Here is a 25,191-nt window from a genome sequence, read left to right on the forward strand (position 1 = left end):
TATCAAAAAGAGCGCAAATGACTTTAAAGCAGATAAGGTATTTTCAAGCCTTGTGTCATAATTTAAATTTAAGATCATGTGCTAAGGAATTAAACATAACTCAATCAGCATTGTCTCTAGCGATTTCAGAACTTGAGAAAAGCTTAAATACCCTTTTGTTTGATAGAAATGCTAAATTTTTTAGTTTAAATGAAAAAGGTAGATTTTTTTTAAAGCAAGTAGAACCTTTGATGTTAGAGTTAGAACGCATAGAAAAATCCATGCAAAATGATCAAAGTTATGAGTTAAATTTAAAGGTTAGTCAAAATGTTGGCACGTATTTACTTGGTAGTTTTTTGGACCAAAAAACCGAAAATATTAAGCTTATTTTATCTTTAGACAATACCAAAAACATTATCAAAGCGGTTTTAGATAAAGAGGTGGATATAGGTTTGATTGAGGGAATTTGTAAAGATAAGGATATAAAAAAGATTAAAATTTGTGATGATGAGCTTATTATTGTGAGTAATAAAGATCTAAAAAAAGCTTTTTTCATAGATGAGCTTAGTTCTTTTAAATGGTTGACACGTGAGCATGGTTCTGGCGCAAAAGAAGTTTTTATGAGTGCTTTGCCAAAAGATGTAAGATTAAATATCGCTTATGAGCTTAATTCTACGGCTATGATTAAAGAACTTGTAAAGCATGGCGATTTTTTGGCGGTTTTACCGCAATTTAGTGTCAAAGAGGAACTTGAAAATAAAAAGTTATTTCAAGTGAGATTAAAAAATTTTAAAATTTCAAGAGAGCTTTGTTTGATTTATCACAAAAGCAAAAAGCCTAATGAAAAATTTAGTAAATTATGTGAGTTTTTAAAGTTTTGTATCCAAAAAGATCTAGCTTAGATCTTGAATGCACTGCTTAAAAACTTCACCTCTTTCTTCATAGGATATAAACTGATCCAAACTTGCACAAGCAGGACTGAGTAGGGCTACTTCATCGTGAGCTAGACTCAGGTGGATTTTTTTTACAGCTTGAGCTAAAATCTCACAAGAATGCGCTTTTAGGTTAACATGTTTTGCATAATCAAGTATTTTTTGGGTGCTTTTTCCTATGGCGTAAAGCTCTATATCTAGACTTTTCATAAAAACAAATAAAGCACTTAGATCTACGCCTTTATCATCTCCACCTAGGATAAGATGAATTTTTTTATCTTTATAGCGTTTTAGGGCAGCCAAGCAAGCATCAAGATTGGTTGCTTTGGTGTCGTTTACCCAAAGTCTATTTTTATGATCAAATATCTCTTCAAGCTTATTTTTGTCCATTTTAAAGCTATTTAAAAGCTCATAAGAACAACGGTCTAAAATGATCTTTTCTATACTTAAGGCTATTAGTGCATCAAGTAAAAATGGTGTTTTAAAATGAATTTTTTCTAAGTCAATTTGCATTTTTTGGGCAAGATCTTGTTCGTTTTCATAGCTGATGATGTAAGCATGACTTGGGTAGTTTTCGTATTTTTTAGGTAAAATTGCTACATCGTTTTCATTCATTCTATCAAGTACGCTAAGTTTTGCTTGTTCGTAATCTTTAAAGCTTTTATGCCAAGAAAGATGATCGGGTGTAATAGGTAAAAGCGCATAAATTTCAGGTTTGGCTACCTTGGTATAAAAAAGCGAAAAAGAAGAACTTTCCAAAATCCATAATTTAGCATTAGTATCCATTTGTGCTAAAGGAGTTCCTATGTTTGCTCCCATTTGTGCATTGATGTGTTTTAAAAGCTGGTGGGTCATTTGCGTGGTGGTGGTTTTACCATTTGTTCCGCTAATCCATACACTTTTTGGCATAGCATCATAAAAAAAATCATATTCACTGCTTAAATTTTTTGCTTGCTGTATGAGAGAATGATCATTTGGGAAGCCAGGGCTTGGAATCTCTAAGTCACTTTTAGAGGGGTTGAAGTTGCAAGGTGGTAAAAGAGTATTGCCAAATTCATCTTTGCTAATACTTGTAAAATGATCATCATAAATATCGCAGTTTCCAAAACGTTGTGCAAAAGTTTTGGTAGTTTTTCCGTAGCCAAAAAGTGAAATTTTCATTATCTTAACTTTATACTAATCAATGCGATGATATTTGCAAGCAAAGCTATCATCCAAAAACGTACGATGATTTTGTTTTCTACCCAGCCAATTTTTTCAAAGTGATGGTGAATGGGTGCCATTTTAAATACTCTTTTGTTGAAAATTTTAAAACTGCCTACTTGCAAGATGACTGAAATGGTTTCTAAAACAAAAACAAAACCTATAAGTAAAAGCAAAATTTCATTTTTGCTTACTATGCCAAGATAACCTATAAAAGCTCCTATGCTTAAGCTTCCGCTATCTCCCATAAAAACTTGAGCAGGATAGCAGTTATACCATAAAAATCCCATAAGCGCACCTACTAAAGCCGCACTTAGTACCACAAGTTCTCCTAAACCTTGAATTTTAGGTAAAAATAAATAAGAACTATAAATAGCATTGCCACATAAGTATAAAAATACACCTAGGGTCAGTAGTGAAAAAATAGAAGGAACCGTCGCAAGACCATCAAGGCCATCGGTTAAATTTACAGCATTGGAACTTGATACGATAACTAAAACCCATAAAAATACCATAAATATTCCACCATCAAAAACAGCATGCTTGTAAAATGGTAGATAAAATTCAGTGTTTATATTGAAAAAATATAATAGCACAATACAAATAAAAGCTGCGCTAAATTGTCCTAAAAGTTTCATTTTAGGGCTTAATCCTGCATGATTGTCTTTTTTTAAAATCTTACCTAAATCATCTACTAAACCTATGGTGCAAAACAATACCAAACATAACAAACCAACAATCACAAAAGCATTGTTTAAATCAGCACTTAAAACACTAGCCACAATGGTTGCAAAAATAAAGACAAGTCCACCCATAGTAGGAGTGTGAGATTTAGCTTGGTGTGATTGTGGGGCGTATTCGTAAATGGGTTGATTTGCTTTTTTATTTTGTGCCCATTTAATAAATTTTGGCATTAAAAATAAACTTAAAAATAATGCAACAAAAAATGCAAATCCAGCACGCACGCTAATATAAGAAAAAAACATATAATTTGTGTATTCTGTAAGATAAAGCAAAATTTTAACCTTATATTTGTTTTTTAAAAGCATAATTTTAGTAAAATCACATAAATAAATTATAAAAAAGAGTGAAAAATGAGTCAAAAATGCATTTTAATCATCACTGATGGTATGGGACATAATACAAATTCCAATTATAATGCTTTTTTTCATGCAAAAAAACCAACTTATGATATGCTTTTTAAAAACACGCCTAATGTTTTGATCCAAACTAGTGGTTTGGCTGTAGGTTTACCTGAGGGGCAAATGGGTAATAGTGAAGTAGGGCATATGTGTATAGGCAGTGGAAGAATAATTTATCAAAATTTGGTCAAGATAAATAAAGCTATAGAAAATGATACATTAAAAGATAACAAAGCTTTAAAAGAATTATTGCAAAAATGCAAAAGAGTGCATATTGTAGGGCTTTATAGCGATGGTGGGGTGCATTCTATGCATACGCATTTTAATGCGCTATTAAAAATTTGCAAATCTGCGAGTAAAGATGTTTTTGCACATGCGATTAGCGATGGTAGAGATTGTCCGCCAAATTCCGCTTTAGAATTGATCAAATCTTTGCAAGAATTTTGCGAAAAAGAAGAAATTCATCTTGCTTCTTTGGCGGGAAGATTTTATGCTATGGATAGAGATAAGCGTTATGATAGAGTTAAATCTTACTATGATGCTTTATTTGCTAAAGCGCCAAAGTGTGATGATTTTGCACAATTTATACAAAAAAATTATGATGAAAATATCACAGATGAGTTTTTAACCCCAGTTGTTAGCCAAAACTTTGATGGGATCAAAGCAGAAGATGGGGTGATTTTTATTAATTTTAGAAACGATAGAATGCGTCAGTTAGTTGCTTCTTTGACCCAAGAAAGTTTTAATGAATTTCCAAAAGAAATGCTTGTGAAAAATGCTATTACCATGAGTTTATATGATGAGAGTTTTAAACTACCTGTGATGTTTGAAAAAGAAGAATTAAACAATACTTTAGCTTCTGTAATAGCTAATGCAAATTTAAGCCAACTTCACACAGCCGAAACGGAAAAATATGCCCATGTGACCTTTTTCTTTAATGGGGGAAAAGAAGAGTTAGAATGTAATGAAACAAGAGTTTTAATCCCAAGTCCTAAGGTAAAAACATACGATGAAAAACCTCAAATGAGTGCTAAAGAAGTCGCAAATGAGGTGGTTAAGGGTATAGAAAATGGTATAGATTTTATCGTAGTTAATTTTGCAAATGGCGATATGGTAGGACACACGGGTGATTTTAATGCAGCTATTAGTGCGGTAGAATGTGTAGATGAATGTTTGGGCGAGGTTGTTGCAAAAGCAAGAGAGCATGGTTATGCTTTTATCATCACTTCAGATCATGGAAATTGTGAAGCGATGAGAGATGAAAATGAAAATATACTCACTAATCACACCACCTTTGATGTTTTTGCTTTTGTGGAAGCTAACGGGGTAGAAAAGTTAAAAGAAGGCATGGGGCTTAGTAATATAGCACCAAGTGTGCTTAAAATTTTAAATTTACCTATCCCAAAAGAAATGGATGAGGCTTTATTTTAATTGAAAGGAGAAAAAATGAAATTTAGTGGAAAAAATGTTTTGATAACAGGTGCAAGTAAAGGCATAGGTGCTGCAATAGCTAAAGAATTAGCAAGTTGTGGTTTGAAAGTTTGGATTAATTATAGAAGCAAACCTGAACTAGCTGATGCATTAAAAGAAGAAATAGAAAAAAATGGCGGTAGTGCAGCAGTGATTAAATTTGACGCTAGCGTTGAAGAAGAATTCACAAGTGCCATTGCAACTATCGTAGAAAGTGATGGTGAGCTTAGTTATTTGGTTAATAATGCAGGTATTACTAATGATAAATTAGCGCTTAGAATGAGCATGGAAGATTTTTCATCAGTGATTAATGCAAATTTAAATTCAAGCTTTTTAGGTTGTAGAGAAGCATTAAAAACAATGAGTAAAAAACGTTTTGGTGCGGTTGTAAATATTGCTTCTATAGTAGGAGAAATGGGAAATGCTGGCCAAACTAACTATAGTGCTAGTAAAGGTGGTATGATAGCGCTAACTAAATCTTTTGCTAAAGAAGGTGCAGCAAGAAATATAAGATATAACTGCATTACCCCAGGTTTCATAAAAAGTGATATGACAGAAGTTCTAAGTGATGAAATCAAACAAAATTATATTAGTAACATTCCTCTAAAGCGTTTTGCTGATGCAAGTGAAGTTGCACAAGCTGTGGCGTTTTTATTGAGTGATCATTCTTCTTATATCACAGGAGAAATTTTAAAAGTCAATGGTGGACTTTATATGTAAGCAAGGTTTAACCTTGCTTGGTTTCTATAGCAACTACTGCTATAGCAAAACCACCATCATGTGCTACGCTTACACTAGCTGATTTGATTTTAAATTCTTGCATTACTTTTTGAGAAAAGCAAACATGAGGAGCATTTTTATCATCTTTGGAAATGATGATATCAAAAAAAGAACATTCTTTAGAAATCCCAACTCCCAAAGCTTTAGAAGCAGCTTCTTTGATAGCCCAAAATCCTGCTAGGGTGTTGGTGTTTTTAATATAGCTTTGCTCTTGCTTGGATAAAAATTTATCCAAGAAAAGCGTTTTATGTCTTTCATAAATTTTTTCTATGCGAGAGCATACGACGATATCACAGCCTATCATTAAGAAACTACAAAGTCGGTAAAGTAGATATTTTTGATAAAACCATCGGTTAAAACCTCATTGATTTTGGCGGTTAATTCATCTTTTAATCTTTCTTTGCCTTTGGTTGTGCTTACTTCTTCAAAGGTTTTTGAAGTCAGCGTTCTAATGATAATATCTCTAATAATAGCAACTTTTTTGTCTAATTCAGGAGTTAGAGTTTCGACATTTTGTTCAAGTTGAATGGTGCATTTTACATATCTTGATCCACCATCACTTAATAAATTTAAAGTAAAAGGCGCTAAAGGATACATCACTCCGATGTTAGAATAATCACTCCCTCTTGTTGCTACTGCATTAGTTTTTTTAGGAGCTTGTGCAACTTGTGCGCTTTCTTCAGCTTGTGGAGCTGGATTTTCTTCTGAACCACCACTAAACATCAAATAAGCAATTGCACCTACAATCACAAGTAAAAAGACAAATAAAAATACAACGATAATAATTACTAAGGTATTGCCACCTTTTTTCTTTGATTCGCCTTGTTCATCTATCATATCATCAGCCATATTTTTCCTTTTGTTAGAATTATTAAAGCGTTATTGTATCAAAAATTATTTTTTTTGAAAAATTACCCTTACTTGATTTTTTGCAAATGCCTATAAACACTAGGTTCTGAAATACTTAAAATATCAGCAACTTTAGGGATAACCCCTTTGACATTAAACACTCCTTTTTCATACAAACTTGCAATGATTTTTTGCTTTTCTTTGGGTTTTAAGCTTTTATTTTTAAATGTTTCTATGTCTACACCTGAGATATCTTCGATGATTTCTTCCAAGTTAAGCTTGATGTATTCTTTGTTTTCTTGTTCTGGATTTTCATGAGAGTTGTCGTAGATATTGCCAAGATTTAAAATTTCATCAGAAATTTTTTTAAACGCAGAGGTGTCGTGGTTGATACAAAGCAAGCCTTCAAGCTTCTCATCTTTTTTGATAAAAAATGTTGATCCTGACATCACTTGTGAGCTTTTAGCTGAAGTTTTATAGTGTGTGATGTAATCGCGCTCAAGGTAAATTTTGTTTTTGATCATCTCGATAGCAAAGCCTGTAAGAGGTGAATTTATAGTTCTTTTACTGATGTGATTATTGGCGATTTCTGCTATGTTAGTGCCATCTTCACTTACATCGTGTAAGACTATTTCGTAGTTTCTTCCTAAAGCCTCTGCAAGAAATTTCACCAATTTAATATAGTATGTTCTTGTTTCTTTGTCCATGAGTTCCCCTTTTTTTGTGTCGATTTTGTAGTAAAAATATTAAAATAAGACTACTTTTCTTATTTTTTAACAATTTTAATACAAAATAAAAATATTTATGCTTAAAAAAAGATTATTTTTTGAAAAATAATAATTTTACAATCATTTTTTATTTTCTTACGAATTTTATTTTATTTTAATATTTAGATAATATAATTTATCAAATAATAAAAATTATTATTTGTAAAAAAGGAGAAAAAAATGAGAAAACTAACCAATGATTTTGGAAATATTGTCGCCGATAATCAAAACTCACTTAGTGCAGGCGCTAAAGGCCCACTTTTAATGCAAGATTATATTTTACTTGAAAAGCTTGCTCATCAAAACAGAGAAAGAATTCCAGAAAGAACGGTGCATGCAAAAGGAAGTGGTGCTTATGGAGAGCTTAAAATCACCAAAGACATATCTAAATATACCAAAGCAAAAGTTTTACAACTTGGAGAAACTACACCTTTGTTTATAAGATTTTCAACTGTTGCAGGGGAAGCAGGTGCTGCTGATGCAGAAAGAGATGTGAGAGGTTTTGCGATTAAATTTTACACTAAAGAAGGAAATTGGGATTTGGTAGGTAATAACACTCCAACATTTTTTATAAGAGATGCGTATAAATTTCCTGATTTTATCCATACTCAAAAAAGAGATCCAAGAAGTCATTTAAGAAGTAATAACGCCGCATGGGATTTTTGGAGTTTGTGTCCTGAAAGCTTACATCAAGTTACTATTTTAATGAGTGATAGGGGAATTCCTGCAAGTTATCGTCATATGCATGGATTTGGAAGCCATACCTATAGTTTGATTAATGATAAAAATGAAAGATTTTGGGTGAAATTTCATTTTAAAACCAAGCAAGGTATTAAAAATTTAACCAATGAAGAAGCTGCTAGTTTAATAGCTAATGATAGAGAAAGTCATCAAAGAGATTTATATGAAGCCATAGAAAAAGGAGATTTTCCAAAATGGACTTTCCAAATTCAAGTCTTAAAAGAAGATGAAGCAGAAAAATTAGGTTTTAATCCTTTTGATTTAACCAAAGTATGGCCACACAGTAAGGTTCCTTTGATAGAAGTAGGAGAATTGATTTTAAATAAAAATGTACAAAATTACTTTAATGAAGTAGAACAAGCTGCATTTAGTCCAAGCAATATCGTTCCTGGTATTGGTTTTAGTCCTGATAAAATGCTACAAGCAAGAATTTTTTCTTACCCTGATGCACATAGATACCGCATAGGGACAAATTATCATTTATTGCCAGTTAATCGTGCGCAAAGCGAGGTTAATACCTACAACGTAGCAGGTGCTATGAATTTTGATACTTATAAAAATGGTGCAGCTTATTATGAGCCAAATAGCTATGATGATAGTCCAAAAGAAGATAAAAATTACCTAGAGCCTGATTTGATACTTGAAGGTAATGCTCAAAGATATGCTCCACTTGATGATGATTTTTACACTCAACCAAAGGCCTTGTTTGATATAATGAATCAAGATCAAAAAGAGCAACTGTTTAAAAACATCGCAGCATCTATGGCTGGAGTTGATGAAAAAATCATACAAAGAGCATTGGGACATTTTGAAAAAATTTCAAGTGAATATGCAAATGGTGTGAAAAAAGCATTAAATATGTAATTTTTACTTGCCACTTTTAAAAGTGGCAAACTAAAGATTATAAAAGGAAAAATATGTTTAACAATGAAGAAGAAAAAAGAATTCAAGAGCTTTGCACTATGGCTTTTGATTTTGCAAGAAAAAATGATGTAGAAAATTTAAAGATTATGATAGAAGCAGGTTTGAGTGTCAATTTAAAAAACCACAAAGGTGATAGTCTTTTAATGCTTGCAAGTTACCATAATGCTTATGAATGCGCAAAGTTTTTACTAGAAAATGGTGCAAGTGTAGATGAGAAAAATGATAGAGGGCAAACTCCATTAGCAGGGGTGTGTTTTAAAGGTTATTTGCCTATGTGTAAACTTTTAGTTCAATATGGAGCAAATATAGATGAAAATAATGGTCTTGGTATGACACCTTTTAGTTTTGCATTGATGTTTGGTCATAGAGATATAGTGGAGTTTTTAACTCAGCAATCACAAAAGAATTTTTTCAAAAAAACAGCCTTGCTTGTATTAAAAATTTTCAAAAGAAAACAAAGTTAAACTCTTTGAAAAAATAAAAATTATAAAATTATCCTTTTATTTGCAAATAAAAGGATAAACATGTCGCAAAAAGCAGAGAAATTATGGGGTGGACGTTTTGATTTGCCTACAAATAAATTGGTTGAAGAGTACACCGCGTCATTGCCGGTTGAGCCAAGACTTGCTCCTTTTGATATACAAGGAAGCATAGTTCATTGCACTATGCTTGCAAAACAAGGCATTATCAAAGAAGATGAAGCAAAGGCTATCATTAAGGGTTTAGAGCAAGTTAGAGAAGAAATTCAAAATGGTACTTTTGTGTTTGATATAGCTGATGAGGATATTCATATGGCTGTAGAAAAAAGAATGACACAAATTGTAGGTCCTGTGGGAGGAAAGCTTCATACAGCAAGAAGTAGAAACGATCAAACCACCCTTGATTCAAAAATGCATATGATGGCAGTTATTAAAGAGATCTTGAGTCAAATCACTACTTTACAAGAAGAGATTATTCATCAAGCTCAAAAAAATATTAAAGCTATTATGCCAGGTTATACTCATTTGCAAACAGGCCAGCCGATACTTTTTTCACATTGGATTATGGCGTATTTTTGGATGTTAAGCAGGGATTATTCTCGTTTTGAAGATTTATATAAAAGAATGCAAGAGTGTCCTTTAGGAGCAGCTGCTTTAGGGGGAACTACTTTTAATATTGATAGGCATTTTTGCGCAAAAGAATTAGGCTTTGCCAAGCCAACTGAAAATAGCATTGATAGTGTTAGCGATAGAGATCATATGGTGGAGTTTACTTCTATTGCAGCGATGTGTTTTATGCATCTTAGTCGTTTTTGTGAAGAAGTGATTATCTTTTCAAGTCAAGATTTTAAATTTATAGAATTAAGTGATGATTTTTGCACTGGTTCAAGCATAATGCCTCAAAAGAAAAATCCTGATGTAGCCGAAAAAATGCGTGGTAAAACAGGTAGAATGTATGGGAATGTTATGGCTATGTTGACCATCATGAAAGGAATTCCACTTGCTTATAATACTGATATGAGTGAAGATAAGGCGCAAGTTTATGATTCTATGGATACTTTAATGGCAAGTTTGAAAATTTTAACTCCTATGATAGAAAAAATGCAAGTAAATGCTGAAAATACAAGAAAAGCTGCAGCAAAAGGCTTTTCAAATGCAACTGATATGGCTGATTATTTAGTAAGAAAAAACATACCTTTTAGAGAGGCTCATAGCATTGTAGGTTCTGCGGTAAATTACTGTATAAAACATGGGAAAATGCTTGAAGAACTTAGTATGGAAGAATTACATCAATTTAGCAAAAGTATTCAAAATGATATCTATGAAGCAATTGCTTTGGAAACTTGCGTAGATGCAAGAGTATCTTATGGTGGAACTGGTACTAAGGTTGTGTTAGAACAAATTGAACATGCTAAAGCGTTGTTGGTTCAAAACAAGGCATAGTTGAATGGATTTGATTTTTATATTAGAACTTTTTATCATCTTTTCTATGATAGCCATAGGTGGTAGATATGGTGGTATAGGACTTGGGGTTGCAGGTGGACTAGGCATGTGTATTTTGGTTTTGGTTTTTGGTATGCAACCTGCTTCACTTCCTGTGAGTGTTGTGTTTATCATATTAGCTGTGATTACTTGTGTGAGTGTTTTACAGAGTGCAGGTGGACTTGATTTGCTAGTGAAAATAGCAGAAAAAATTTTAAAGAAAAAACCTCAAGCTATTGTCTTTATGGGACCTTTGATCAGTTCTACTTTTACGATTTTTTGTGGTACTACTTATGTGGCGTTTTCTATTTATCCAGTGATTGCTGAAGTAGCTGCTCAGGCTAAAATTCGACCTGAAAGAGCGCTTTCGGTTTCAGTGATTGCAGCGGGTATTGGGGTGATAGCTTCTCCTATGAGTGCAGCTACTGCTGCTATGGTAGCCATACTAGCTTTTAGTGGTACAACAATAGTGCAAATTCTAATGATAAGCTTACCCGCTTTTTTTATAGGTGTATTTTTTGCGTGTTTAAGTGTTTTTAAAAGAGGTAGAGAGCTTGAACAAGATGAGGAATTTTTAAGAAGAATAAAAGCTGGAGAGTATCATTTTTTAAATGAAGACTTACAAAACAAAGATAGTGAGCACAATCCTATGGCAAAAAGATCTTTATATGTCTTTGCCTTAGGAATTTTAGCCATTATTTTTTTTGGTACTTTTACAAATTTGTTGCCTCATTATGAGCTTTCAAATGGCAATATTGAAAGACTCTCTACGCCAAATTTAATTCAAATGATCATGCTAGCAACAGCATGCTTAATCATGCTTTTTGCTAAAGTACCTGCTAATAAACTTGGTGAAGCTTCGGTGTTTAGATCGGGACTTATAGGGGTTATAGGGGTTTTTGGTATAGCATGGATGACAGGAACATTTTTTGAAGCCTATAAGCCATTATTTAGTGATTCTTTATCGCATGTTGTAGAGGATTATCCTTATTTGTTTGGGGTAGCTTTATTTGCTTTTTCTATGGTGATTTTTTCTCCTTCGGCTACTGTGGCTGCGTTAATGCCTTTGGGTGTAAGCTTAGGAATACCTCCTCATATTCTCATTGTGCTTTATCCTTGTGTATGTGGAGATTTCATAGTGCCAGGAGCTAATCAAATAGCTTGTGTTGCTTTTGATAGAACAGGCACAACAAGAATTGGCAAATTTGTGATTAATCATTCGTATTTAAGACCAGGGTTTGTTTTAGTTTTTAGTGCAACTATCGCAGGTTATTTTATCTCTAAGCTTGTATTTTAAGCTTAGAGATTATTTTTAAGTTTTTGAAGATACCTATAAACGCTAGGTTCTGATATATTTAGTAGTTTGGCAACTATAGATATACTTCCTTTGATATTGAAAATCCCTTTTGAGTGTAGTTTTTTGATGATTTCATCTTTTTGTTCAGTACTTAAGCTATAGCCTGAATTGAGATACTTTAAATCAATGTTTTCTGCTAAAATATCTTCTATGGAATGACTAAGTGTTTCTATATTACTCATGTTGTGTAAATTGACATTATTTTGACTATGAATATCTAATAAATCACTAAAATCGTTAATCTTTTCAAGTTCTATGATTTTACTAATAGCACTTCTAAGTTCTGTTGTGTCGTGATTTATACATAAAATCCCTACGATTTTATTTTGATTTTTGATAAAAAAAGTTGATCCGGTAACAATTTTGGATTTTCCCACTCTTGCTTTATAATCACAAAGAAAATCTTTGTTTAAATACTCTTTTTCTTGGACTAGTTCGCTTGCAAAAGAAGTTAAAGGCGAGCTAGTCGTTCTTCCACTAATATGGTTATTTGCAATAGCTGCTATATAAGATCCCTCATCTGAAATCACATGAAAAACGATTTCATATTGTTTCCCAAGAACTTGCCCTAAAAACTGCGTAAGTTTAATAAATAATTCTTTTTGTTGTTCATCCATGATCTAGACCTTTTTGTTGTTTTTTGTTATTTTACAAAATATTTCATCAAAGTTGTTAATATTTACTTATAATAAAAAAAATTATTATTATAATAAAAAAATATTGACAATTTATTATTATGATGATAATATTATATTGTGAATTTATTTAATTACAAGGAGTAAACATGGCAAATTATCCAAAAGCGATAGGACCATATTCAGCTTATAGAGAAGTTAATGGTTTATTATTTATTTCAGGACAACTTCCTATTAACCCAGAAAGTGGAAATATAGAAAGTGAAGATGTAAAAGATCAAACAAGACAATCGTTGTTAAACATTAAGGCTATTTTAGAGGAAAATAATCTGTATTTTAATAATGTGGTAAAAACCACTTGCTTTTTAGCAAATATTGATGATTTTGTTGCTTTCAATGAAGTGTACTCTGAATTTTTCGCAGCTCCATATCCTGCAAGAAGTGCTTTTGCGGTAAAAGATCTTCCAAAAGGAGCAAAAGTGGAGATAGAGGTTATCGCTCATAAAGGATAAAGCATGTTAGGTTTATGCTTCGCGTTATGCTCTATAATTTTACTTGTTTTTATGCTTTATAAAAAAGTCAACGCCCATATGGCGTTGCTTTTAAGTGGTTTATTATTGCTGTCTTTGGCGGGAATTTTTGGACTTTCTCCTATTATTGGTGAAAAACAATCGTTGCATTTAGGTTTTTTTGATATTTTCCAAGTAGTCAATACTAAAATGTCAAGCACCTTAGCAGGACTTGGACTTACTTTGATGTGTGTGGCAGGTTTTTCAGCTTATATGGATCATGTAGGTGCAAGTTATGCGTTGTTTAAGGTATTTGAAAAACCTCTCAAAGTAGTAAAATCCCCTTATATTTTACTCTTAGTTTCTTATTTTGTTGTTCAGTTTTTAGTGCTTTTTATACCTTCACATGCAGGTTTAGCACTGTTGTTGATGGTCACAATGTATCCAATCTTAGTGCGTACTGGCGTGTCCAAGCTTTCAGCGCTTTCAATTATTGCTATTTGTCAATACATCGATCATGGGCCAGGTAGCGGTAATGTGATTTTGGCTGCAAAAACAGCAGAGATTGATCCTGCGGTGTATTTTGTACATTATCAACTTCCTACAACTTGCCCTATTATTATAGCAGTAGGTATTGCGGTTTATTTTTGTTCAAAATACTTTGATAAAAAAGAAAATTTTGTATTTAATCGTGATGAGGTTGAAAGAGAATTAGCAGAGCATGATGGTAATAATGAAGAGTTGAAAAAACCACCTAGAATTTATGCAATTTTACCTATTTTACCTTTGGTGTTGATTTTAGGTTTTAGTAGTGTTGTAGATAGCATTATGATTTTAATGGGAATTACCACCATAGAAGAAGTGACAGCAGCTTCATCTACTGCTATTAAAATGAATGTACCAGTTGCGATGATGATCTCAACTTTTATAGCAATTGCATTTGAAATTATTCGTTATAGAAGTTTGGTTGATACTTTAAATTCTATTATGGTATTTTTTAAAGGTATGGGGCATTTGTTTGTGATTACGGTGTCTTTGATTATATGTGGTCAAGTTTTTGCAAGTGGACTTTTATCGGTTGGTTTTGTAGATACCTTGATAGATTTTGCAAAAAATGCAGGTTTTAGTGTGTTTGCTATTATTATAGCAGTATCTATTTTGCTTGCTGTGTGTGCATTTTTAATGGGATCTGGAAATGCAGCATTTTTTTCTTTTGCTCCACTCATTCCTAATATAGCAAAATCTTTTGGAGTAGATACTATATCCATGATCGCACCTATTCAAATCATGACAGGCTTTGGTAGATGTATTTCGCCGATTGCACCTGCTATATTAGCTATTTCAGCTATGGCAAAAGTAAATCCACTGCAAGTGGTAAAAAGAACACTTATCCCTATGCTAGTAGCTGCTATTGTGAATATGATCATGACTTATATTTATTTGTAAAAAGGAGTAAAAAGTGAACAATAAAACTAAACTTATTCATCTTGGAAGAGGTGATCAAAATGTTGAAGCAAGATCGGTTAACCCTACCTTAATGCGTGCTTCTACTATACTTTTTAAAGATCATGCCACATGGCAAAAATACCGAGATTTAAGAAAAACAGATCGTGTTTTAACGTATGGAGCTAGAGGCACGGCAACGAATTTTGAATTAGAAAAACTAATTTGTGAGCTTGAAGGTGGATATAGAGCACAGCTTTTTCCAACGGGTCTTGCAGCTTTGGCTATGGTGCTTTTAAATTATGCGAGCAAGGATGCGCATATTTTAATCACTGATGCTATTTATGGCCCTGTTAGAACGATTTGTGATTTATTTTTGGCAAAAATGGGCGTAGAAATAGATTTTTTAAAAGCAGATGCAAGCGATGTGGTAGAAAAAATTAAGCCAAACACTAAGCTAATACTTTGCGAAAGTCCAGGTTCTATACTATATGAAATCATTGACTTACCAAAGCTTTGTGAAATCGCGCATAAGTATAACATACCAGTAGCGATTGATAATACATATTCAAGTGGATATTTTTTCAATCCTTTAGAGTATGGAGCGGATATTTCAGTGATTGCTGCAACTAAGTATTTAAGTGGGCATTCAGATGTGACTATGGGTATAGTTATAACCAATGAAAAAGAGTGGCAAAATTTTGACAAATTACCAGAAGCTTTAGGTTTTACCACTAGTCCTGATGATTGTTATTTGGTGCTTCGTGGTATGAGAACTTTAGATGTTAGAATGAGAGCACATGAAAAAAGCGCAGATGAGGTGGTGGAGTTTTTGCAAAGTAGAAAAGAGGTTAAAACGATTTTTTATCCAAAATTAAAAACTCATCCAAATCATGAAGTATTTATGCGCGATCATAAAGGTGCTAATGGTATGGTTACGATTGAATTTGCAGATGATATTTCTAAAGAACAAGCTATTTTATTTGTTGATAGCTTAGAATACTTTTCAATTGGAGCAAGCTGGGGTGGATATGAGAGTTTGGCTACGGTTACAACCCCACCTAGAACTGCAACAGATTGGAGTAAAAGAGGGCCTTTTGTGAGATTTCATATAGGTCTTGAAGATAGCAAGGATTTGATTGCTGATTTAAAACAAGCATTTGAAAAAATCAATTTAAAAGGATAAAACATGGGTGTAAGTGTATTTGATATGAGACTGCTTCAAGATTCTTGGAGCACTCCTGCAATGAGAGCTATTTTCAGTGAAGAAAATAGAATTCAAAAATGGCTTGATGTAGAAGCTGCTTTGGCAAAAGCTCAAGCAAAACTCGGCATTATTCCTAATGAGGCGGCTGTGGAAATAGCTAAAAAGGCTCATTATCAATTTATGGATATGGATTATATTTTTGCTGAGTTTAAAAAGACCAAACACCCTTTAGTCCCTACTGTGCGTGGTTTAGAAAAAGCTTGCGAAAATGGTTTAGGTGAGTATGTACATTTTGGTGTAACTACTCAAGATATTATCGATACGGGATTGGTTTTGCAGTTTAAAGAAGCTATGGCTTTAATCAAACAGGATTTAAAAGAAATAGCAAAAAATTTAGCAAAAATCGCTAAAGAACATAAAAACACTGCAATGATGGGAAGAACTTTAGCTTTGCAAGCTTTACCTATAACCTTTGGACATAAAGTTGCAATTTGGCTTAGTGAGTTAAATCGCCACTATGAAAGAATTATCGAGCTTGAAAAAAGATTATATGTAGGATTAATCGTAGGTGCAGTAGGAACTAAAGCAAGTTTAAGTGAAAAGGCTAATGAGGTAGAAAAGCTTACTTTGGAGAGTTTAGGTTTAGAAGTGCCTGATATCTCATGGCAACCAGCAAGAGATCGTTTTGTGGAACTTGGTTATGTTTTAGGCAATATCAATGCAACTTTTAACAAAATCGCACATCAACTTTTAATCTTAACTCACAATGAAATAGACGAAATTGCTGAACCTTTTGGAAAAGGTCAGGTGGGAAGTTCTACTATGCCTCATAAGAGAAATCCTGCTGTAAGCGAAAATGCTGTAACAGTAAGTAATGCTTTAAGAGCAAATATTGCAATTATAGGCGATATAGAAAGACATGAGCATGAAAGAGATGGACAAGTTTGGAAAATGGAGTGGAAACTTTTACCAGAAGCTTTTTTAATGCTTTCTGTGATCTTGGCAAATATGAAATTTGTTTTCGAAGATTTAGAGGTTAAAAAAGACAAAATGTTAAAAAATCTTAACACACTTGATGGTTTTGTATTAGCAGAGCGTGTAATGTTTGCTTTGAGTGATCATTATGGTAAGCAACATGCGCATGAAATTGTATATGAAAATGCCATGAGGGGGATAGAAAACCATAAAACATTCAAAGAAGTCTTGCTTGATGATGAGCGTGTGAGTAAGGTTTTAAGCGAAAAAGATATTGATGCTTTGATGGATGCGACAACTTATGTGGGATATGCACCAAAGCTAGTTGATGAATTTTTAGAAAAAATCGCTAATGCTGAAATTTTAAAGTAGTACCAATGTATATAAGTGAAAAATTAGCTGATTTTATTGTCAAATTAGACTACGAGATGATCCCTCATGAAGTAAAACAAAGAGCAAAAGAGTTAATGTTAGATGCTTTAGGAACGGCTTTAGCAGCTAAAAATGAATCTTGTGTGCTTAATGCAACTAAAGCTTTTGAAAGCTTAAGTTTAAATCCTAGTGAAAAAATTTGGTGTGAAGATAAAAAACTTGATGTAATCTATGCTGCGATGGTAAATGCTATCGCAGCACATGCTCTTGATTTTGATGATACTCATACTGAGGCTATCTTGCATGCAAGTGCGATTTTAGCTCCGCTTTGTTTAACTTATGGATTTAGTGTAAGTAAAGATGGAAAAAAAGTTTTAAAAGCTTTTATTGCAGGCTGGGAGATTGCTGCTAGAGTGGGTATAGCAAGCAAAGGAAGTTTTCACAAACGTGGCTTTCATACTACTGCTATAGCAGGAATTTTTGGTAGTGTGGCCGCAAGTTGTGTTTTGTTGGATTTAAATAAAGAGCAAATTATTAATGCATTAGGTTTAGCAGGAAGTTTTGCAAGTGGAGTGAATGAGTTTTTATCTAATGGTTCTAATTCTAAAGTATTGCATATTGCCAATGCTTTAAAAAATGGAATTTTGGTGGCAAATTTTGCAAAAGCTAATATGAGTGGTCCTTTGAGTATATTTGAAGGAAGGGATAATATCTTTAGAGCTTTTGGCTTAGAAGATGAATGCGATAAAAATGAACTTTACAAAGGCTTGAGTGAAATTTGGCAAGTAATGCAAGTTTCGTTAAAACCTTATCCAAGTTGTCATTTTGCACATGGGCTTATTGATTGTGCGGTGAGTTTAAGAAATGATGGTTTAAAAGCACAAGATATTGTAAGCATACGATGTTTTGTAGATGAGGTGCCAATTGCGTTTATATGTGATCCAATCGAAGCAAAATACGCGCCAAAAAGTGCCTATGCAGCCAAATTTTCTATGCCTTTTTTAATGGCTTTAGCGTTTTTTGATGGTAAAATTACTCTAAAATCTTACGAGGATTTAAACCGAGCGGATTTGATAGAATTTGCTAAAAAAATTAGCTATGAGAAGAAAAAATCTAGCGGCTTTCCAAAGTATTTTCCAGGACACTTAGAGGCTATTTTAAGTGATGGTAAAATAATAAAAAAAGACATGCCGATTAATAAGGGTAATTTTGACAATCCTTTGAGTTTTGAAGAACTTAAAAGCAAATTTCTTTCTAATGCTACAGTAAGTCTTTCTTTAACAAAGGCTGAGGAATTAGTCGAAAAGGTGCAAAATCTAGAAAAACTAGGCGATTTTCATTTTTAGCAATCTCATTTTTTGAGGTTGCTCTAAATATTTTAAAAAATAAATAATTTAATTTTTTATATAATGCTTTATCTTGGTTTTTGTGAGGAAAACATGACTTTAGATGCATTAAAAGATAATGAAGAGGCTATTATAGTAGGCTTTAATGCTGATAAACAACTACAAGCAAGACTTTTTAGTTTTGGTTTTGCTAAAAATCAAAAAATCAAAAAAATACGATCTTCTATGACAAATTCTACCATTATGATCGAGCTTAATACTACTTGTGTGATTTTGCGTTCAAGTGAAGCAAAAATTATAGAAATTACAAAAGAGTTAAAATGAGACAAATTGCCGTTGCTTTAGTAGGTCAACCTAATGTGGGTAAGAGTTTATTGATTAATGTGTTATGTAAAGCTAATATGAAAGTAGGTAATTTTAGTGGAGTAACAGTAGAAAAAGCCGAAGCTAGAGTGTTTTATAAAAACTATGAAATAAGATTGATTGATTTGCCAGGAACTTATGCTTTAGATGGTTATAGTGAAGAGGAAAAAATCACAAAAGAATTTTTGCAAAAAGGTCAATATGACCTTGTGGTAAATGTGTTAGATTCTACAAATTTAGAACGTAATTTAATACTAAGTGCTTCTTTGTTAGAAGCAAAAGTTAAAATGATCATGGCTTTAAATATGCAAGATGAAGCACGTCAAGAAGGTTTTAATATAGATTTTAAAACTCTATCACAGCTTTTAAATACTCCTTGTATTGGTGTGAGTGCAAGAACAAAAGAAAATTTACATGCACTTTTGGATTTGATCATTACAACACATGAAAGCGCTTTTCAAACAAAAGAGCAAATGTATGGTAATACCATGGAAGATGAGCTTAAAAAGATCTGCGAATTTTTAGAGGCAAATGAAATCACTTATTTGGACTATTCTACAAAAGATTTAGCGCTTGCTTTACTTAAAAAAGAAGCTAATATAGTCATTTCACATGCTTTGAGAAAAATACTCGATGAAGCTTTAGAAAAAATTCATACAACATACCAAAGCAATGATATAGAGAGTATTTTAAAAGAAGAGTTAATTCTTTTTTCAAATAAAATATGTGCAAAAGTTTTAAGTAAAAATACCAAACATCAAAATCATACTAAAAAAATAGATGCTATTTTGATCAATAAATACCTAGGTGTTCCTATCTTTTTATTTTTAATGTGGACTTTGTTTCAACTAACCTTTACCTTAGGTCAAATTCCAATGGACTATATTGAAAACTTTTTTGCTTTTTTAGGGGATAAGGTAAAAGATAATATTAGCAATGAATTTATCGCTTCTGCTTTGGCTGATGGAATTTTAAGCGGTGTTGGTGCAGTTGTAACTTTTTTGCCTAATATCGTGATTTTATTTTTTGGTATAGCTTTGCTTGAAACAACCGGATATATGGCTCGTGTTGCATTTTTACTTGATGGAATTTTATATAAATTTGGTTTGCATGGTAAAAGCTTTATTCCTTTAATCACCGGTTTTGGTTGTTCTGTGCCCGCATTTATGGCTACAAGAACTCTGAAAAATAAAAAAGATCGATTATTAACGCTTTTTATTATTAATTTTATGAGTTGTGGTGCAAGGCTTCCTGTATATGTGCTTTTTATTGGAGTATTTTTTCCAGCTGAAGTGGCTGGAAATTATCTTTTTGGAATTTATCTTTTGGGTGCTTTTTTGGGTTTGATCGCAGCTAAAATTTTAAGAATGAGTGCTTTTAGAGGGCAAGATGAGCCTTTTGTTATGGAAATGCCAAAATATAGAATGCCTAATTGGAATTTAGTATGGTTTATGGTGTTTAATAAAGCAAAAATGTATTTAAAAAAAGCGGGCACGTTTATTTTGATTGCGTCTTTGCTTGTATGGTTTGCGAGTAATTTTCCTATGCAAGAAGACAAAACTCATAATGCATTAAGTCAAGAACTTCAGATAGAAAAAAGCTATCTAGGAGAATTTGGCAAAGCAATAGAACCGTTATTTGCGCCACTTGGTTTTGATTGGAGGTTGAGTGTTTCTTTAGTGAGTGGTTTAGCTGCTAAAGAGGTGATGATTTCTACCATGGGAGTGCTTTATTCTTTAGGAGATGAAATTGATGAGACAAGTTTGGATTTAAAAGAAGCGATCAAAGATAACATCCCATTTACCACAGCTATTGCTTATGTTTTATTTGTGATGATTTATAATCCATGTTTTGCAGCTACTATAGTTTTTAGCAAAGAATCAGGAAGTAAAAAATACACTTTATATTTATTTTTATTTACTTGTTTGAGTGCGTATTTTATTGCTTTGATAGGAGTGAATATAGCTAAACTAATCATCAACTGATGATTAGATTTGCATTTTTTGCTCTAAAGAATGTTGCCAAAAAGCTACTTCAAGTCTTACCGTGGTGTAAAAAATCTCACTTAGTTTTTTAAATTTTTTCTCACTAACGCTATTGGTATAGGCGTTAAAAAAATCTTTAAAAGATCGAATTTCATCTTGAAATTCTTTACCTGAATAGGTCAAAACCCATTCTCTATAAGGATGGTTTTTTAATGCTGTTTCGTCTAAGTCATTATAAATAGTCTCTCCAATATAAGCATACCCTATAGCACATGCGCTTAATGCGCACAGCATATCTAAATAATCCCCGCTTTGTCCTACGCTTAATAAGTATCTTGTATAAGCGATATTAGTCAAACTTTCATCTTTATAGCTTAATGAATCAACATCTACACCAAGTTTTAAAATACTCCTATGAAGCTCTAGTTCACCTTCTAGTGTATAATTTTGATTTTTAATGGCAAATTGAATTTCTTTAGCATTGTTTGCATTTAAAGCTAGCAAAGCATAACACTTTGCATAATGATTTAAAAAAATATAATCTTGCTTTAGATAAAACAAAAACACTTCTTTTTCTAAGGTCCCATTTTGGAGTTTTTGTACAAATTCATGATGAATGTATTTATCCCAAATGGCCTTGTTTTCTTTTATTAGTTTATCTAAAAGCATATTTTTCCTTTCTTTAAATTAGACTTAGATTAAAGCTTTTATTTAAACATAGATAATTAAATTTTTCGTAATAATTTTTAATTTTTGTTTTTTTAAACAAGAAATTTATTTTTTTATTGTAAAATGTGGTTTAATTTTTTAAACTAGGAGATAAAAATGGCAATTTTTGATGATGTTAAAAAAGTAGTTGTAGAGCAACTTAGCGTTGATGAAGATGCAGTAAAAATGGAATCTAAAATCATTGAAGATTTAGGTGCTGATTCTTTAGATGTAGTTGAATTAGTTATGGCATTAGAAGAAAAATTTGATGTAGAAATTCCAGATAGCGATGCTGAAAAACTTGTAAAAATTGAAGATGTTGTTAACTATATCGAAAATCTTCAAAAATAATTTTTAATTTTATATAAATAAGGAGTGCGGTTTGAAACGCGTTGTAGTAACAGGTATAGGAATGATCAATGCCCTTGGCTTAGACAAAGATAGTTCGTTTAAGGCTATTTGTGATGGTAAAAGCGGTGTTGATAAAATCACTCTTTTTGATACCACTGATTTTCCAGTGCAAATTGCTGCTGAAGTGAAAAATTTTGATCCTTTGAGTGTGTGTGATGCTAAAGAGGTTAAAAAGATAGACCGTTTTATTCAACTTGGTATTAAAGCAGCAAGAGAAGCTATGGAAGATGCTAAATTTGATGATACTTTAAATAAAGAAGAATTTGGTGTAGTTTCAGCAGCTGGTATAGGTGGTTTACCAAACATAGAAAAAAATTCTGTTACTTGTGCTCAGCGTGGACCGCGTAAAATTACTCCATTTTTTATACCTTCTGCTTTAGTAAACATGCTTGGTGGGATTATTTCGATCGAACATGGTTTACAAGGACCAAATATTTCTTGTGTTACAGCGTGTGCAGCAGGAACTCATGCCATAGGAGAAGCTTATAAAAGTATAGCTTTGGGCAATGCAGATAAAATGCTTGTAGTAGGTGCTGAAGCAGCTATTTGCGCTGTGGGTATAGGTGGTTTTGCTGCTATGAAAGCACTTTCTACTAGAAACGATGATCCAGCAACAGCATCAAGACCATTTGACAAAGAAAGAGATGGTTTTGTAATGGGTGAGGGTGCAGGTGCTTTAGTGTTTGAAGAGTATGAAGCTGCTAAAAAGCGTGGTGCAAAAATTTATGCTGAGTTAGTTGGTTTTGGAGAAAGTGCAGATGCACATCATATCACTTCGCCTACTTTAGAAGGACCGTTACGTGCTATGAAAAAAGCATTAAAAATGGCGGGAAATCCAAAGGTAGATTATATCAATGCGCATGGAACTTCTACTCCAGTTAATGATAAAAACGAAACGGCAGCGATTAAAGAGCTTTTTAAGGATCAAATTCCTTTAGTAAGTTCTACAAAGGGTCAGACAGGACATTGTCTAGGTGCTGCTGGTGCTATTGAAGCTGTTATTTCTTTAATGGCGCTTGATCAAGGTGTATTGCCGCCAACGATCAATCAAATTACAGCAGATGAAAATTGTGATCTTGACTATATACCAAATACCGCAAGAAGAAGCGAAGTCAATGTTGTAATGAGTAATTCTTTTGGTTTTGGTGGAACTAATGGTTGTGTAATTTTCAAAAAAGTAGATTAATATGGCTTCTTATTTAGATTTTGAAAAAAATATTCAGCAAATTGATGAAGATTTAGCAAATGCTAAAATCAAAGGCGATGAGGAAGCGGTAAAAATTCTAGAAAAAAACCTTGAAAAAGAAACTCAAAAAGTTTATAAAAATTTAAGTGATTATCAACGTTTGCAGCTTGCAAGACATCCTGACCGTCCTTATGCGCTTGATTATATTCAAGCTATATTAACTGATGCGTATGAAATCCATGGCGATCGTGCTTTTAGAGATGATCCTGCCATTGTGTGTTATGCAGGTTATATAGGTGGAAAAAAAATCATCGTTATAGGAGAACAAAAGGGTAGAGGTACCAAAGATAAACTTCATAGAAATTTTGGTATGCCTCATCCTGAAGGTTATAGAAAAGCTCTTAGAGTAGCAAAAATGGCTGAAAAATTTGACATACCGGTATTGTTTTTGGTGGATACTCCGGGTGCTTATCCAGGTGTAGGTGCTGAAGAGCGTGGTCAAAGCGAGGCTATAGCTAGAAATTTATATGAGTTGAGCAGTTTAAAAACCATTACCATTGCAGTAGTTATAGGCGAAGGTGGAAGCGGTGGAGCTTTGGCTATAGGTGTTGCAGATAAATTAGCTATGATGAAAAATTCTGTATTTTCTGTTATTTCTCCAGAGGGGTGTGCGGCTATTTTATGGAATGATCCATCAAAAAGCGAAGCTGCGACTAAAGCCATGAAAGTAACCGCTGATGATTTAAAAACTCAAGGTCTCATAGATGATGTTATCGAAGAGCCAATAAGCGGAGCACATAGAGATAAAGAAAGTGCTATGAAAAATTTAAGTGATTATGTTTTAAATGCTTTAAATGAGTTGGAAAAACATGACAAACGTGAATTAGCTGCATTAAGAATGCAAAAAATCTTTAAATTCGGAGCTTTTTCTGAATAATTTGCATTTTTATGCAAATTTCAACTTATTTTAAAAAAACTCTTGTATAATTACAACTTCAATTCAGTGGTTGGATAGCTCAGTCGGTAGAGCAGCAGACTGAAAATCTGCGTGTCGGCAGTTCGATTCTGCCTCTAACCACCATTTTATTTTTTGTTATAAAAACTTTCTAATTCTTGAAGTTCACTCTCTTTAAATCCGGCTTGAATTCTAGCTTTTTTATTGTAGATTTTTCCTAAAAGATTGAATTCTTTATATTCAGCGCAAAGATCAAGGTAGTTATCGTGTTCTTTTTTAGCGTAATTCCACCAAAAATCGCCTTTGCTTACGTGTTTTATCTCATCATTTAGTATAATTGTAAAAATTTCATTAAATAGACTTTTTATAGGATGATTTGCGGTGTTTAATTTTTCCAAAACAAAAGGATTAGCATCAAGCCCTTTTGCTTCAAGCCCTCTGTGAACTATGCCCATTCTGTGAGCAAGATTATCTTTGGTTAAAAATAGTGCTTTTTCAAGATTATCGTGCGCATGAAAATCTCCATATTTAAAACCTAATTCATTTAAAGCATTTTCTAAAAGTAAAAAATGCTTGATTTCCTCATCAGCCACTTCAAGCCAGTCTTGATAAAATTTTAATGGCAAGTTTTTAAATCTATAACTAGCATCTAAAGCCAAGTTTATAGCACTATATTCTATATGTGCAACTGAATGTAAGATTTTGGCTAAAGATAGAATGCTATTTGCTTCTTTTGGACGCCTGATTTTCATAGGATGAAGGATTTTAACTTGTGAATTTTCACAAATGATGGCTTTACGGGTATGGTCAAAATCGCACTTATTTGCTTTAAAGTCATCGTAGAAATTTTTAAAATCATGGATTTTTTGAAAAATATCTTTTTGATATAAAATTTTTTCCAAATCATTAAAAAAATTTCTCGCCATTTTTCAACCTTTGTTAAATATAATATAAGATAAAAAAGTATAATATAAAAATTTTGAAAATTTAA

At 32.7% G+C, this 25,191-nt stretch carries 25 protein-coding genes and 1 tRNA gene; 18 read left to right on the forward strand and 8 right to left on the reverse strand.

The features are described from left to right. Positions 1 to 17 precede the first annotated feature (17 nt). A complete protein-coding gene (locus tag A0083_RS01420) occupies positions 18 to 881 on the forward strand; it encodes a LysR family transcriptional regulator (protein ID WP_197553617.1) in 864 nt (287 codons plus the stop codon). Here the strand turns inward: A0083_RS01420 and murD are convergent. Both murD and mraY read right to left on the reverse strand, forming a co-directional pair. After that, positions 873 to 2,072 carry a UDP-N-acetylmuramoyl-L-alanine--D-glutamate ligase gene (murD, locus tag A0083_RS01425; protein ID WP_197553620.1) on the reverse strand — a complete coding sequence of 400 codons (1,200 nt, stop codon included), beginning with the start codon at positions 2,070 to 2,072 and terminating at the stop codon, positions 873 to 875. The genes A0083_RS01420 and murD overlap by 9 nt on opposite strands. Beyond that, complete coding sequence (mraY, locus tag A0083_RS01430) at positions 2,072 to 3,163, reverse strand: phospho-N-acetylmuramoyl-pentapeptide-transferase (RefSeq protein ID WP_442861585.1); 1,092 nt, start codon at positions 3,161 to 3,163, stop codon at positions 2,072 to 2,074. The genes murD and mraY overlap by 1 nt, the downstream gene beginning before the upstream one ends. Positions 3,164 to 3,208: 45 nt before the next feature. Between mraY and gpmI the strand changes: the two genes are divergently transcribed. Beyond that, positions 3,209 to 4,687 (forward strand): 2,3-bisphosphoglycerate-independent phosphoglycerate mutase, encoded by a 1,479-nt coding sequence (gene gpmI / locus A0083_RS01435; RefSeq protein ID WP_197553623.1) that lies wholly within the window; start codon positions 3,209 to 3,211, stop codon positions 4,685 to 4,687. A 15-nt stretch (positions 4,688 to 4,702) separates the two neighbouring features. After that, entirely contained in the window at positions 4,703 to 5,446 is a 744-nt protein-coding gene (gene fabG, locus A0083_RS01440; protein ID WP_120760812.1) for a 3-oxoacyl-ACP reductase FabG, read from the forward strand. Between the two features lie 7 nt (positions 5,447 to 5,453). Here the strand turns inward: fabG and acpS are convergent, their stop codons facing one another. From acpS to A0083_RS01455, 3 genes are all read right to left on the reverse strand, one after another. Beyond that, the gene (gene acpS, locus A0083_RS01445) at positions 5,454 to 5,810 is read right to left on the reverse strand and encodes a holo-ACP synthase (protein ID WP_197553626.1); all 357 of its coding nucleotides are present in this window, start codon (positions 5,808 to 5,810) and stop codon (positions 5,454 to 5,456) included. After that, positions 5,810 to 6,355: a flagellar basal body-associated protein FliL gene (fliL, locus tag A0083_RS01450; protein WP_120760810.1), complete on the reverse strand. Its 546-nt coding sequence runs from the start codon at positions 6,353 to 6,355 to the stop codon at positions 5,810 to 5,812. Before fliL ends, acpS begins: the two co-directional genes overlap by 1 nt. Before the next feature lie 68 nt (positions 6,356 to 6,423). Next, on the reverse strand, positions 6,424 to 7,062 hold the full coding sequence (locus tag A0083_RS01455; protein WP_197553629.1) for a helix-turn-helix transcriptional regulator: 639 nt from the start codon (positions 7,060 to 7,062) through the stop codon (positions 6,424 to 6,426). Between the two features lie 240 nt (positions 7,063 to 7,302). On the opposite strand from A0083_RS01455, the gene A0083_RS01460 reads away from it, so the two are divergent. From A0083_RS01460 to A0083_RS01475, 4 genes are read left to right on the forward strand one after another with little or no spacing between them, the layout of a single operon-like run. Then, the gene (locus A0083_RS01460) at positions 7,303 to 8,727 is read left to right on the forward strand and encodes a catalase (RefSeq protein WP_197553632.1); all 1,425 of its coding nucleotides are present in this window, start codon (positions 7,303 to 7,305) and stop codon (positions 8,725 to 8,727) included. 53 nt (positions 8,728 to 8,780) lie between these two features. Continuing rightward, positions 8,781 to 9,251: an ankyrin repeat domain-containing protein gene (locus A0083_RS01465; protein ID WP_197553635.1), complete on the forward strand. Its 471-nt coding sequence runs from the start codon at positions 8,781 to 8,783 to the stop codon at positions 9,249 to 9,251. A 60-nt stretch (positions 9,252 to 9,311) separates the two neighbouring features. Further along, positions 9,312 to 10,709 (forward strand): argininosuccinate lyase, encoded by a 1,398-nt coding sequence (gene argH, locus A0083_RS01470; protein ID WP_197553638.1) that lies wholly within the window; start codon positions 9,312 to 9,314, stop codon positions 10,707 to 10,709. 4 nt (positions 10,710 to 10,713) lie between these two features. Beyond that, complete coding sequence (locus A0083_RS01475) at positions 10,714 to 12,045, forward strand: anaerobic C4-dicarboxylate transporter family protein (protein WP_197553641.1); 1,332 nt, start codon at positions 10,714 to 10,716, stop codon at positions 12,043 to 12,045. A gap of 2 nt (positions 12,046 to 12,047) precedes the next feature. Here the strand turns inward: A0083_RS01475 and A0083_RS01480 are convergent, their stop codons facing one another. Beyond that, a complete protein-coding gene (locus A0083_RS01480; RefSeq protein WP_197553644.1) occupies positions 12,048 to 12,722 on the reverse strand; it encodes a helix-turn-helix transcriptional regulator in 675 nt (224 codons plus the stop codon). 167 nt (positions 12,723 to 12,889) lie between these two features. Here A0083_RS01480 and A0083_RS01485 point away from each other — a divergent pair, with 167 nt between their 5' ends. The 7 genes from A0083_RS01485 (at position 12,890) to feoB (ending at position 20,940) form a co-directional block, all read left to right on the forward strand. Beyond that, entirely contained in the window at positions 12,890 to 13,252 is a 363-nt protein-coding gene (locus A0083_RS01485) for a Rid family detoxifying hydrolase (RefSeq protein ID WP_197553647.1), read from the forward strand. 3 nt (positions 13,253 to 13,255) lie between these two features. Further along, positions 13,256 to 14,695, forward strand: a complete 1,440-nt coding sequence (dcuC, locus tag A0083_RS01490) for a C4-dicarboxylate transporter DcuC (protein WP_197553650.1) — start codon at positions 13,256 to 13,258, stop codon at positions 14,693 to 14,695. 13 nt (positions 14,696 to 14,708) lie between these two features. Further along, the gene (gene metC, locus A0083_RS01495; RefSeq protein ID WP_197553653.1) at positions 14,709 to 15,878 is read left to right on the forward strand and encodes a cystathionine beta-lyase; all 1,170 of its coding nucleotides are present in this window, start codon (positions 14,709 to 14,711) and stop codon (positions 15,876 to 15,878) included. A 3-nt stretch (positions 15,879 to 15,881) separates the two neighbouring features. Further along, positions 15,882 to 17,246, forward strand: a complete 1,365-nt coding sequence (gene purB, locus A0083_RS01500; protein ID WP_120760800.1) for an adenylosuccinate lyase — start codon at positions 15,882 to 15,884, stop codon at positions 17,244 to 17,246. 5 nt (positions 17,247 to 17,251) lie between these two features. Next, the gene (locus tag A0083_RS01505) at positions 17,252 to 18,592 is read left to right on the forward strand and encodes an MmgE/PrpD family protein (RefSeq protein WP_197553656.1); all 1,341 of its coding nucleotides are present in this window, start codon (positions 17,252 to 17,254) and stop codon (positions 18,590 to 18,592) included. A 93-nt stretch (positions 18,593 to 18,685) separates the two neighbouring features. Next, positions 18,686 to 18,916 (forward strand): FeoA family protein, encoded by a 231-nt coding sequence (locus A0083_RS01510; protein ID WP_197553659.1) that lies wholly within the window; start codon positions 18,686 to 18,688, stop codon positions 18,914 to 18,916. Further along, positions 18,913 to 20,940 (forward strand): ferrous iron transport protein B, encoded by a 2,028-nt coding sequence (feoB, locus tag A0083_RS01515; RefSeq protein ID WP_197553662.1) that lies wholly within the window; start codon positions 18,913 to 18,915, stop codon positions 20,938 to 20,940. Before A0083_RS01510 ends, feoB begins: the two co-directional genes overlap by 4 nt. Positions 20,941 to 20,943: 3 nt before the next feature. Here the strand turns inward: feoB and tenA are convergent, their stop codons facing one another. Further along, entirely contained in the window at positions 20,944 to 21,609 is a 666-nt protein-coding gene (tenA, locus tag A0083_RS01520) for a thiaminase II (RefSeq protein ID WP_197553665.1), read from the reverse strand. A gap of 156 nt (positions 21,610 to 21,765) precedes the next feature. Between tenA and acpP the strand changes: the two genes are divergently transcribed. The 4 genes from acpP (at position 21,766) to A0083_RS01540 (ending at position 24,326) form a co-directional block, all read left to right on the forward strand. Next, a complete protein-coding gene (gene acpP, locus A0083_RS01525) occupies positions 21,766 to 21,999 on the forward strand; it encodes an acyl carrier protein (protein WP_039617517.1) in 234 nt (77 codons plus the stop codon). A 31-nt stretch (positions 22,000 to 22,030) separates the two neighbouring features. Next, a complete protein-coding gene (locus A0083_RS01530; protein WP_197553668.1) occupies positions 22,031 to 23,245 on the forward strand; it encodes a beta-ketoacyl-ACP synthase II in 1,215 nt (404 codons plus the stop codon). 1 nt (position 23,246) lies between these two features. After that, positions 23,247 to 24,182, forward strand: coding sequence for an acetyl-CoA carboxylase carboxyltransferase subunit alpha (locus A0083_RS01535; protein WP_197553671.1), 936 nt, complete (start codon positions 23,247 to 23,249; stop codon positions 24,180 to 24,182). Positions 24,183 to 24,250: 68 nt separating this feature from the next. Further along, positions 24,251 to 24,326, forward strand: a tRNA-Phe gene (locus A0083_RS01540). A gap of 2 nt (positions 24,327 to 24,328) precedes the next feature. Here the strand turns inward: A0083_RS01540 and A0083_RS01545 are convergent. Next, positions 24,329 to 25,126: a ferritin-like domain-containing protein gene (locus A0083_RS01545; RefSeq protein WP_197553674.1), complete on the reverse strand. Its 798-nt coding sequence runs from the start codon at positions 25,124 to 25,126 to the stop codon at positions 24,329 to 24,331. Positions 25,127 to 25,191: the final 65 nt, after the last annotated feature.

Source organism: Campylobacter sp. 2014D-0216 (genome assembly GCF_014931215.1).
Lineage (GTDB): Bacteria > Campylobacterota > Campylobacteria > Campylobacterales > Campylobacteraceae > Campylobacter_D.

Excerpts from the sequence above, each read along its gene's own strand:
- A0083_RS01510 (WP_197553659.1), top strand. The coding sequence starts at position 18,686 with ATGACTTTAGATGCATTAAAAGATAATGAAGAGGCTATTATAGTAGGC.
- A0083_RS01505 (WP_197553656.1), top strand. The coding sequence starts at position 17,252 with ATGTATATAAGTGAAAAATTAGCTGATTTTATTGTCAAATTAGACTAC.
- A0083_RS01475 (WP_197553641.1), top strand. The coding sequence starts at position 10,714 with ATGGATTTGATTTTTATATTAGAACTTTTTATCATCTTTTCTATGATA.
- mraY (WP_442861585.1), bottom strand. The coding sequence starts at position 3,163 with ATGCTTTTAAAAAACAAATATAAGGTTAAAATTTTGCTTTATCTTACA.
- argH (WP_197553638.1), top strand. The coding sequence starts at position 9,312 with ATGTCGCAAAAAGCAGAGAAATTATGGGGTGGACGTTTTGATTTGCCT.
- dcuC (WP_197553650.1), top strand. The coding sequence starts at position 13,256 with ATGTTAGGTTTATGCTTCGCGTTATGCTCTATAATTTTACTTGTTTTT.
- A0083_RS01545 (WP_197553674.1), bottom strand. The coding sequence starts at position 25,126 with ATGGCGAGAAATTTTTTTAATGATTTGGAAAAAATTTTATATCAAAAA.
- fabG (WP_120760812.1), top strand. The coding sequence starts at position 4,703 with ATGAAATTTAGTGGAAAAAATGTTTTGATAACAGGTGCAAGTAAAGGC.
- murD (WP_197553620.1), bottom strand. The coding sequence starts at position 2,072 with ATGAAAATTTCACTTTTTGGCTACGGAAAAACTACCAAAACTTTTGCA.
- A0083_RS01480 (WP_197553644.1), bottom strand. The coding sequence starts at position 12,722 with ATGGATGAACAACAAAAAGAATTATTTATTAAACTTACGCAGTTTTTA.
- tenA (WP_197553665.1), bottom strand. The coding sequence starts at position 21,609 with ATGCTTTTAGATAAACTAATAAAAGAAAACAAGGCCATTTGGGATAAA.
- feoB (WP_197553662.1), top strand. The coding sequence starts at position 18,913 with ATGAGACAAATTGCCGTTGCTTTAGTAGGTCAACCTAATGTGGGTAAG.
- A0083_RS01455 (WP_197553629.1), bottom strand. The coding sequence starts at position 7,062 with ATGGACAAAGAAACAAGAACATACTATATTAAATTGGTGAAATTTCTT.
- purB (WP_120760800.1), top strand. The coding sequence starts at position 15,882 with ATGGGTGTAAGTGTATTTGATATGAGACTGCTTCAAGATTCTTGGAGC.
- A0083_RS01460 (WP_197553632.1), top strand. The coding sequence starts at position 7,303 with ATGAGAAAACTAACCAATGATTTTGGAAATATTGTCGCCGATAATCAA.
- acpP (WP_039617517.1), top strand. The coding sequence starts at position 21,766 with ATGGCAATTTTTGATGATGTTAAAAAAGTAGTTGTAGAGCAACTTAGC.
- A0083_RS01535 (WP_197553671.1), top strand. The coding sequence starts at position 23,247 with ATGGCTTCTTATTTAGATTTTGAAAAAAATATTCAGCAAATTGATGAA.
- acpS (WP_197553626.1), bottom strand. The coding sequence starts at position 5,810 with ATGATAGGCTGTGATATCGTCGTATGCTCTCGCATAGAAAAAATTTAT.
- A0083_RS01485 (WP_197553647.1), top strand. The coding sequence starts at position 12,890 with ATGGCAAATTATCCAAAAGCGATAGGACCATATTCAGCTTATAGAGAA.
- A0083_RS01465 (WP_197553635.1), top strand. The coding sequence starts at position 8,781 with ATGTTTAACAATGAAGAAGAAAAAAGAATTCAAGAGCTTTGCACTATG.
- fliL (WP_120760810.1), bottom strand. The coding sequence starts at position 6,355 with ATGGCTGATGATATGATAGATGAACAAGGCGAATCAAAGAAAAAAGGT.
- A0083_RS01420 (WP_197553617.1), top strand. The coding sequence starts at position 18 with ATGACTTTAAAGCAGATAAGGTATTTTCAAGCCTTGTGTCATAATTTA.
- gpmI (WP_197553623.1), top strand. The coding sequence starts at position 3,209 with ATGAGTCAAAAATGCATTTTAATCATCACTGATGGTATGGGACATAAT.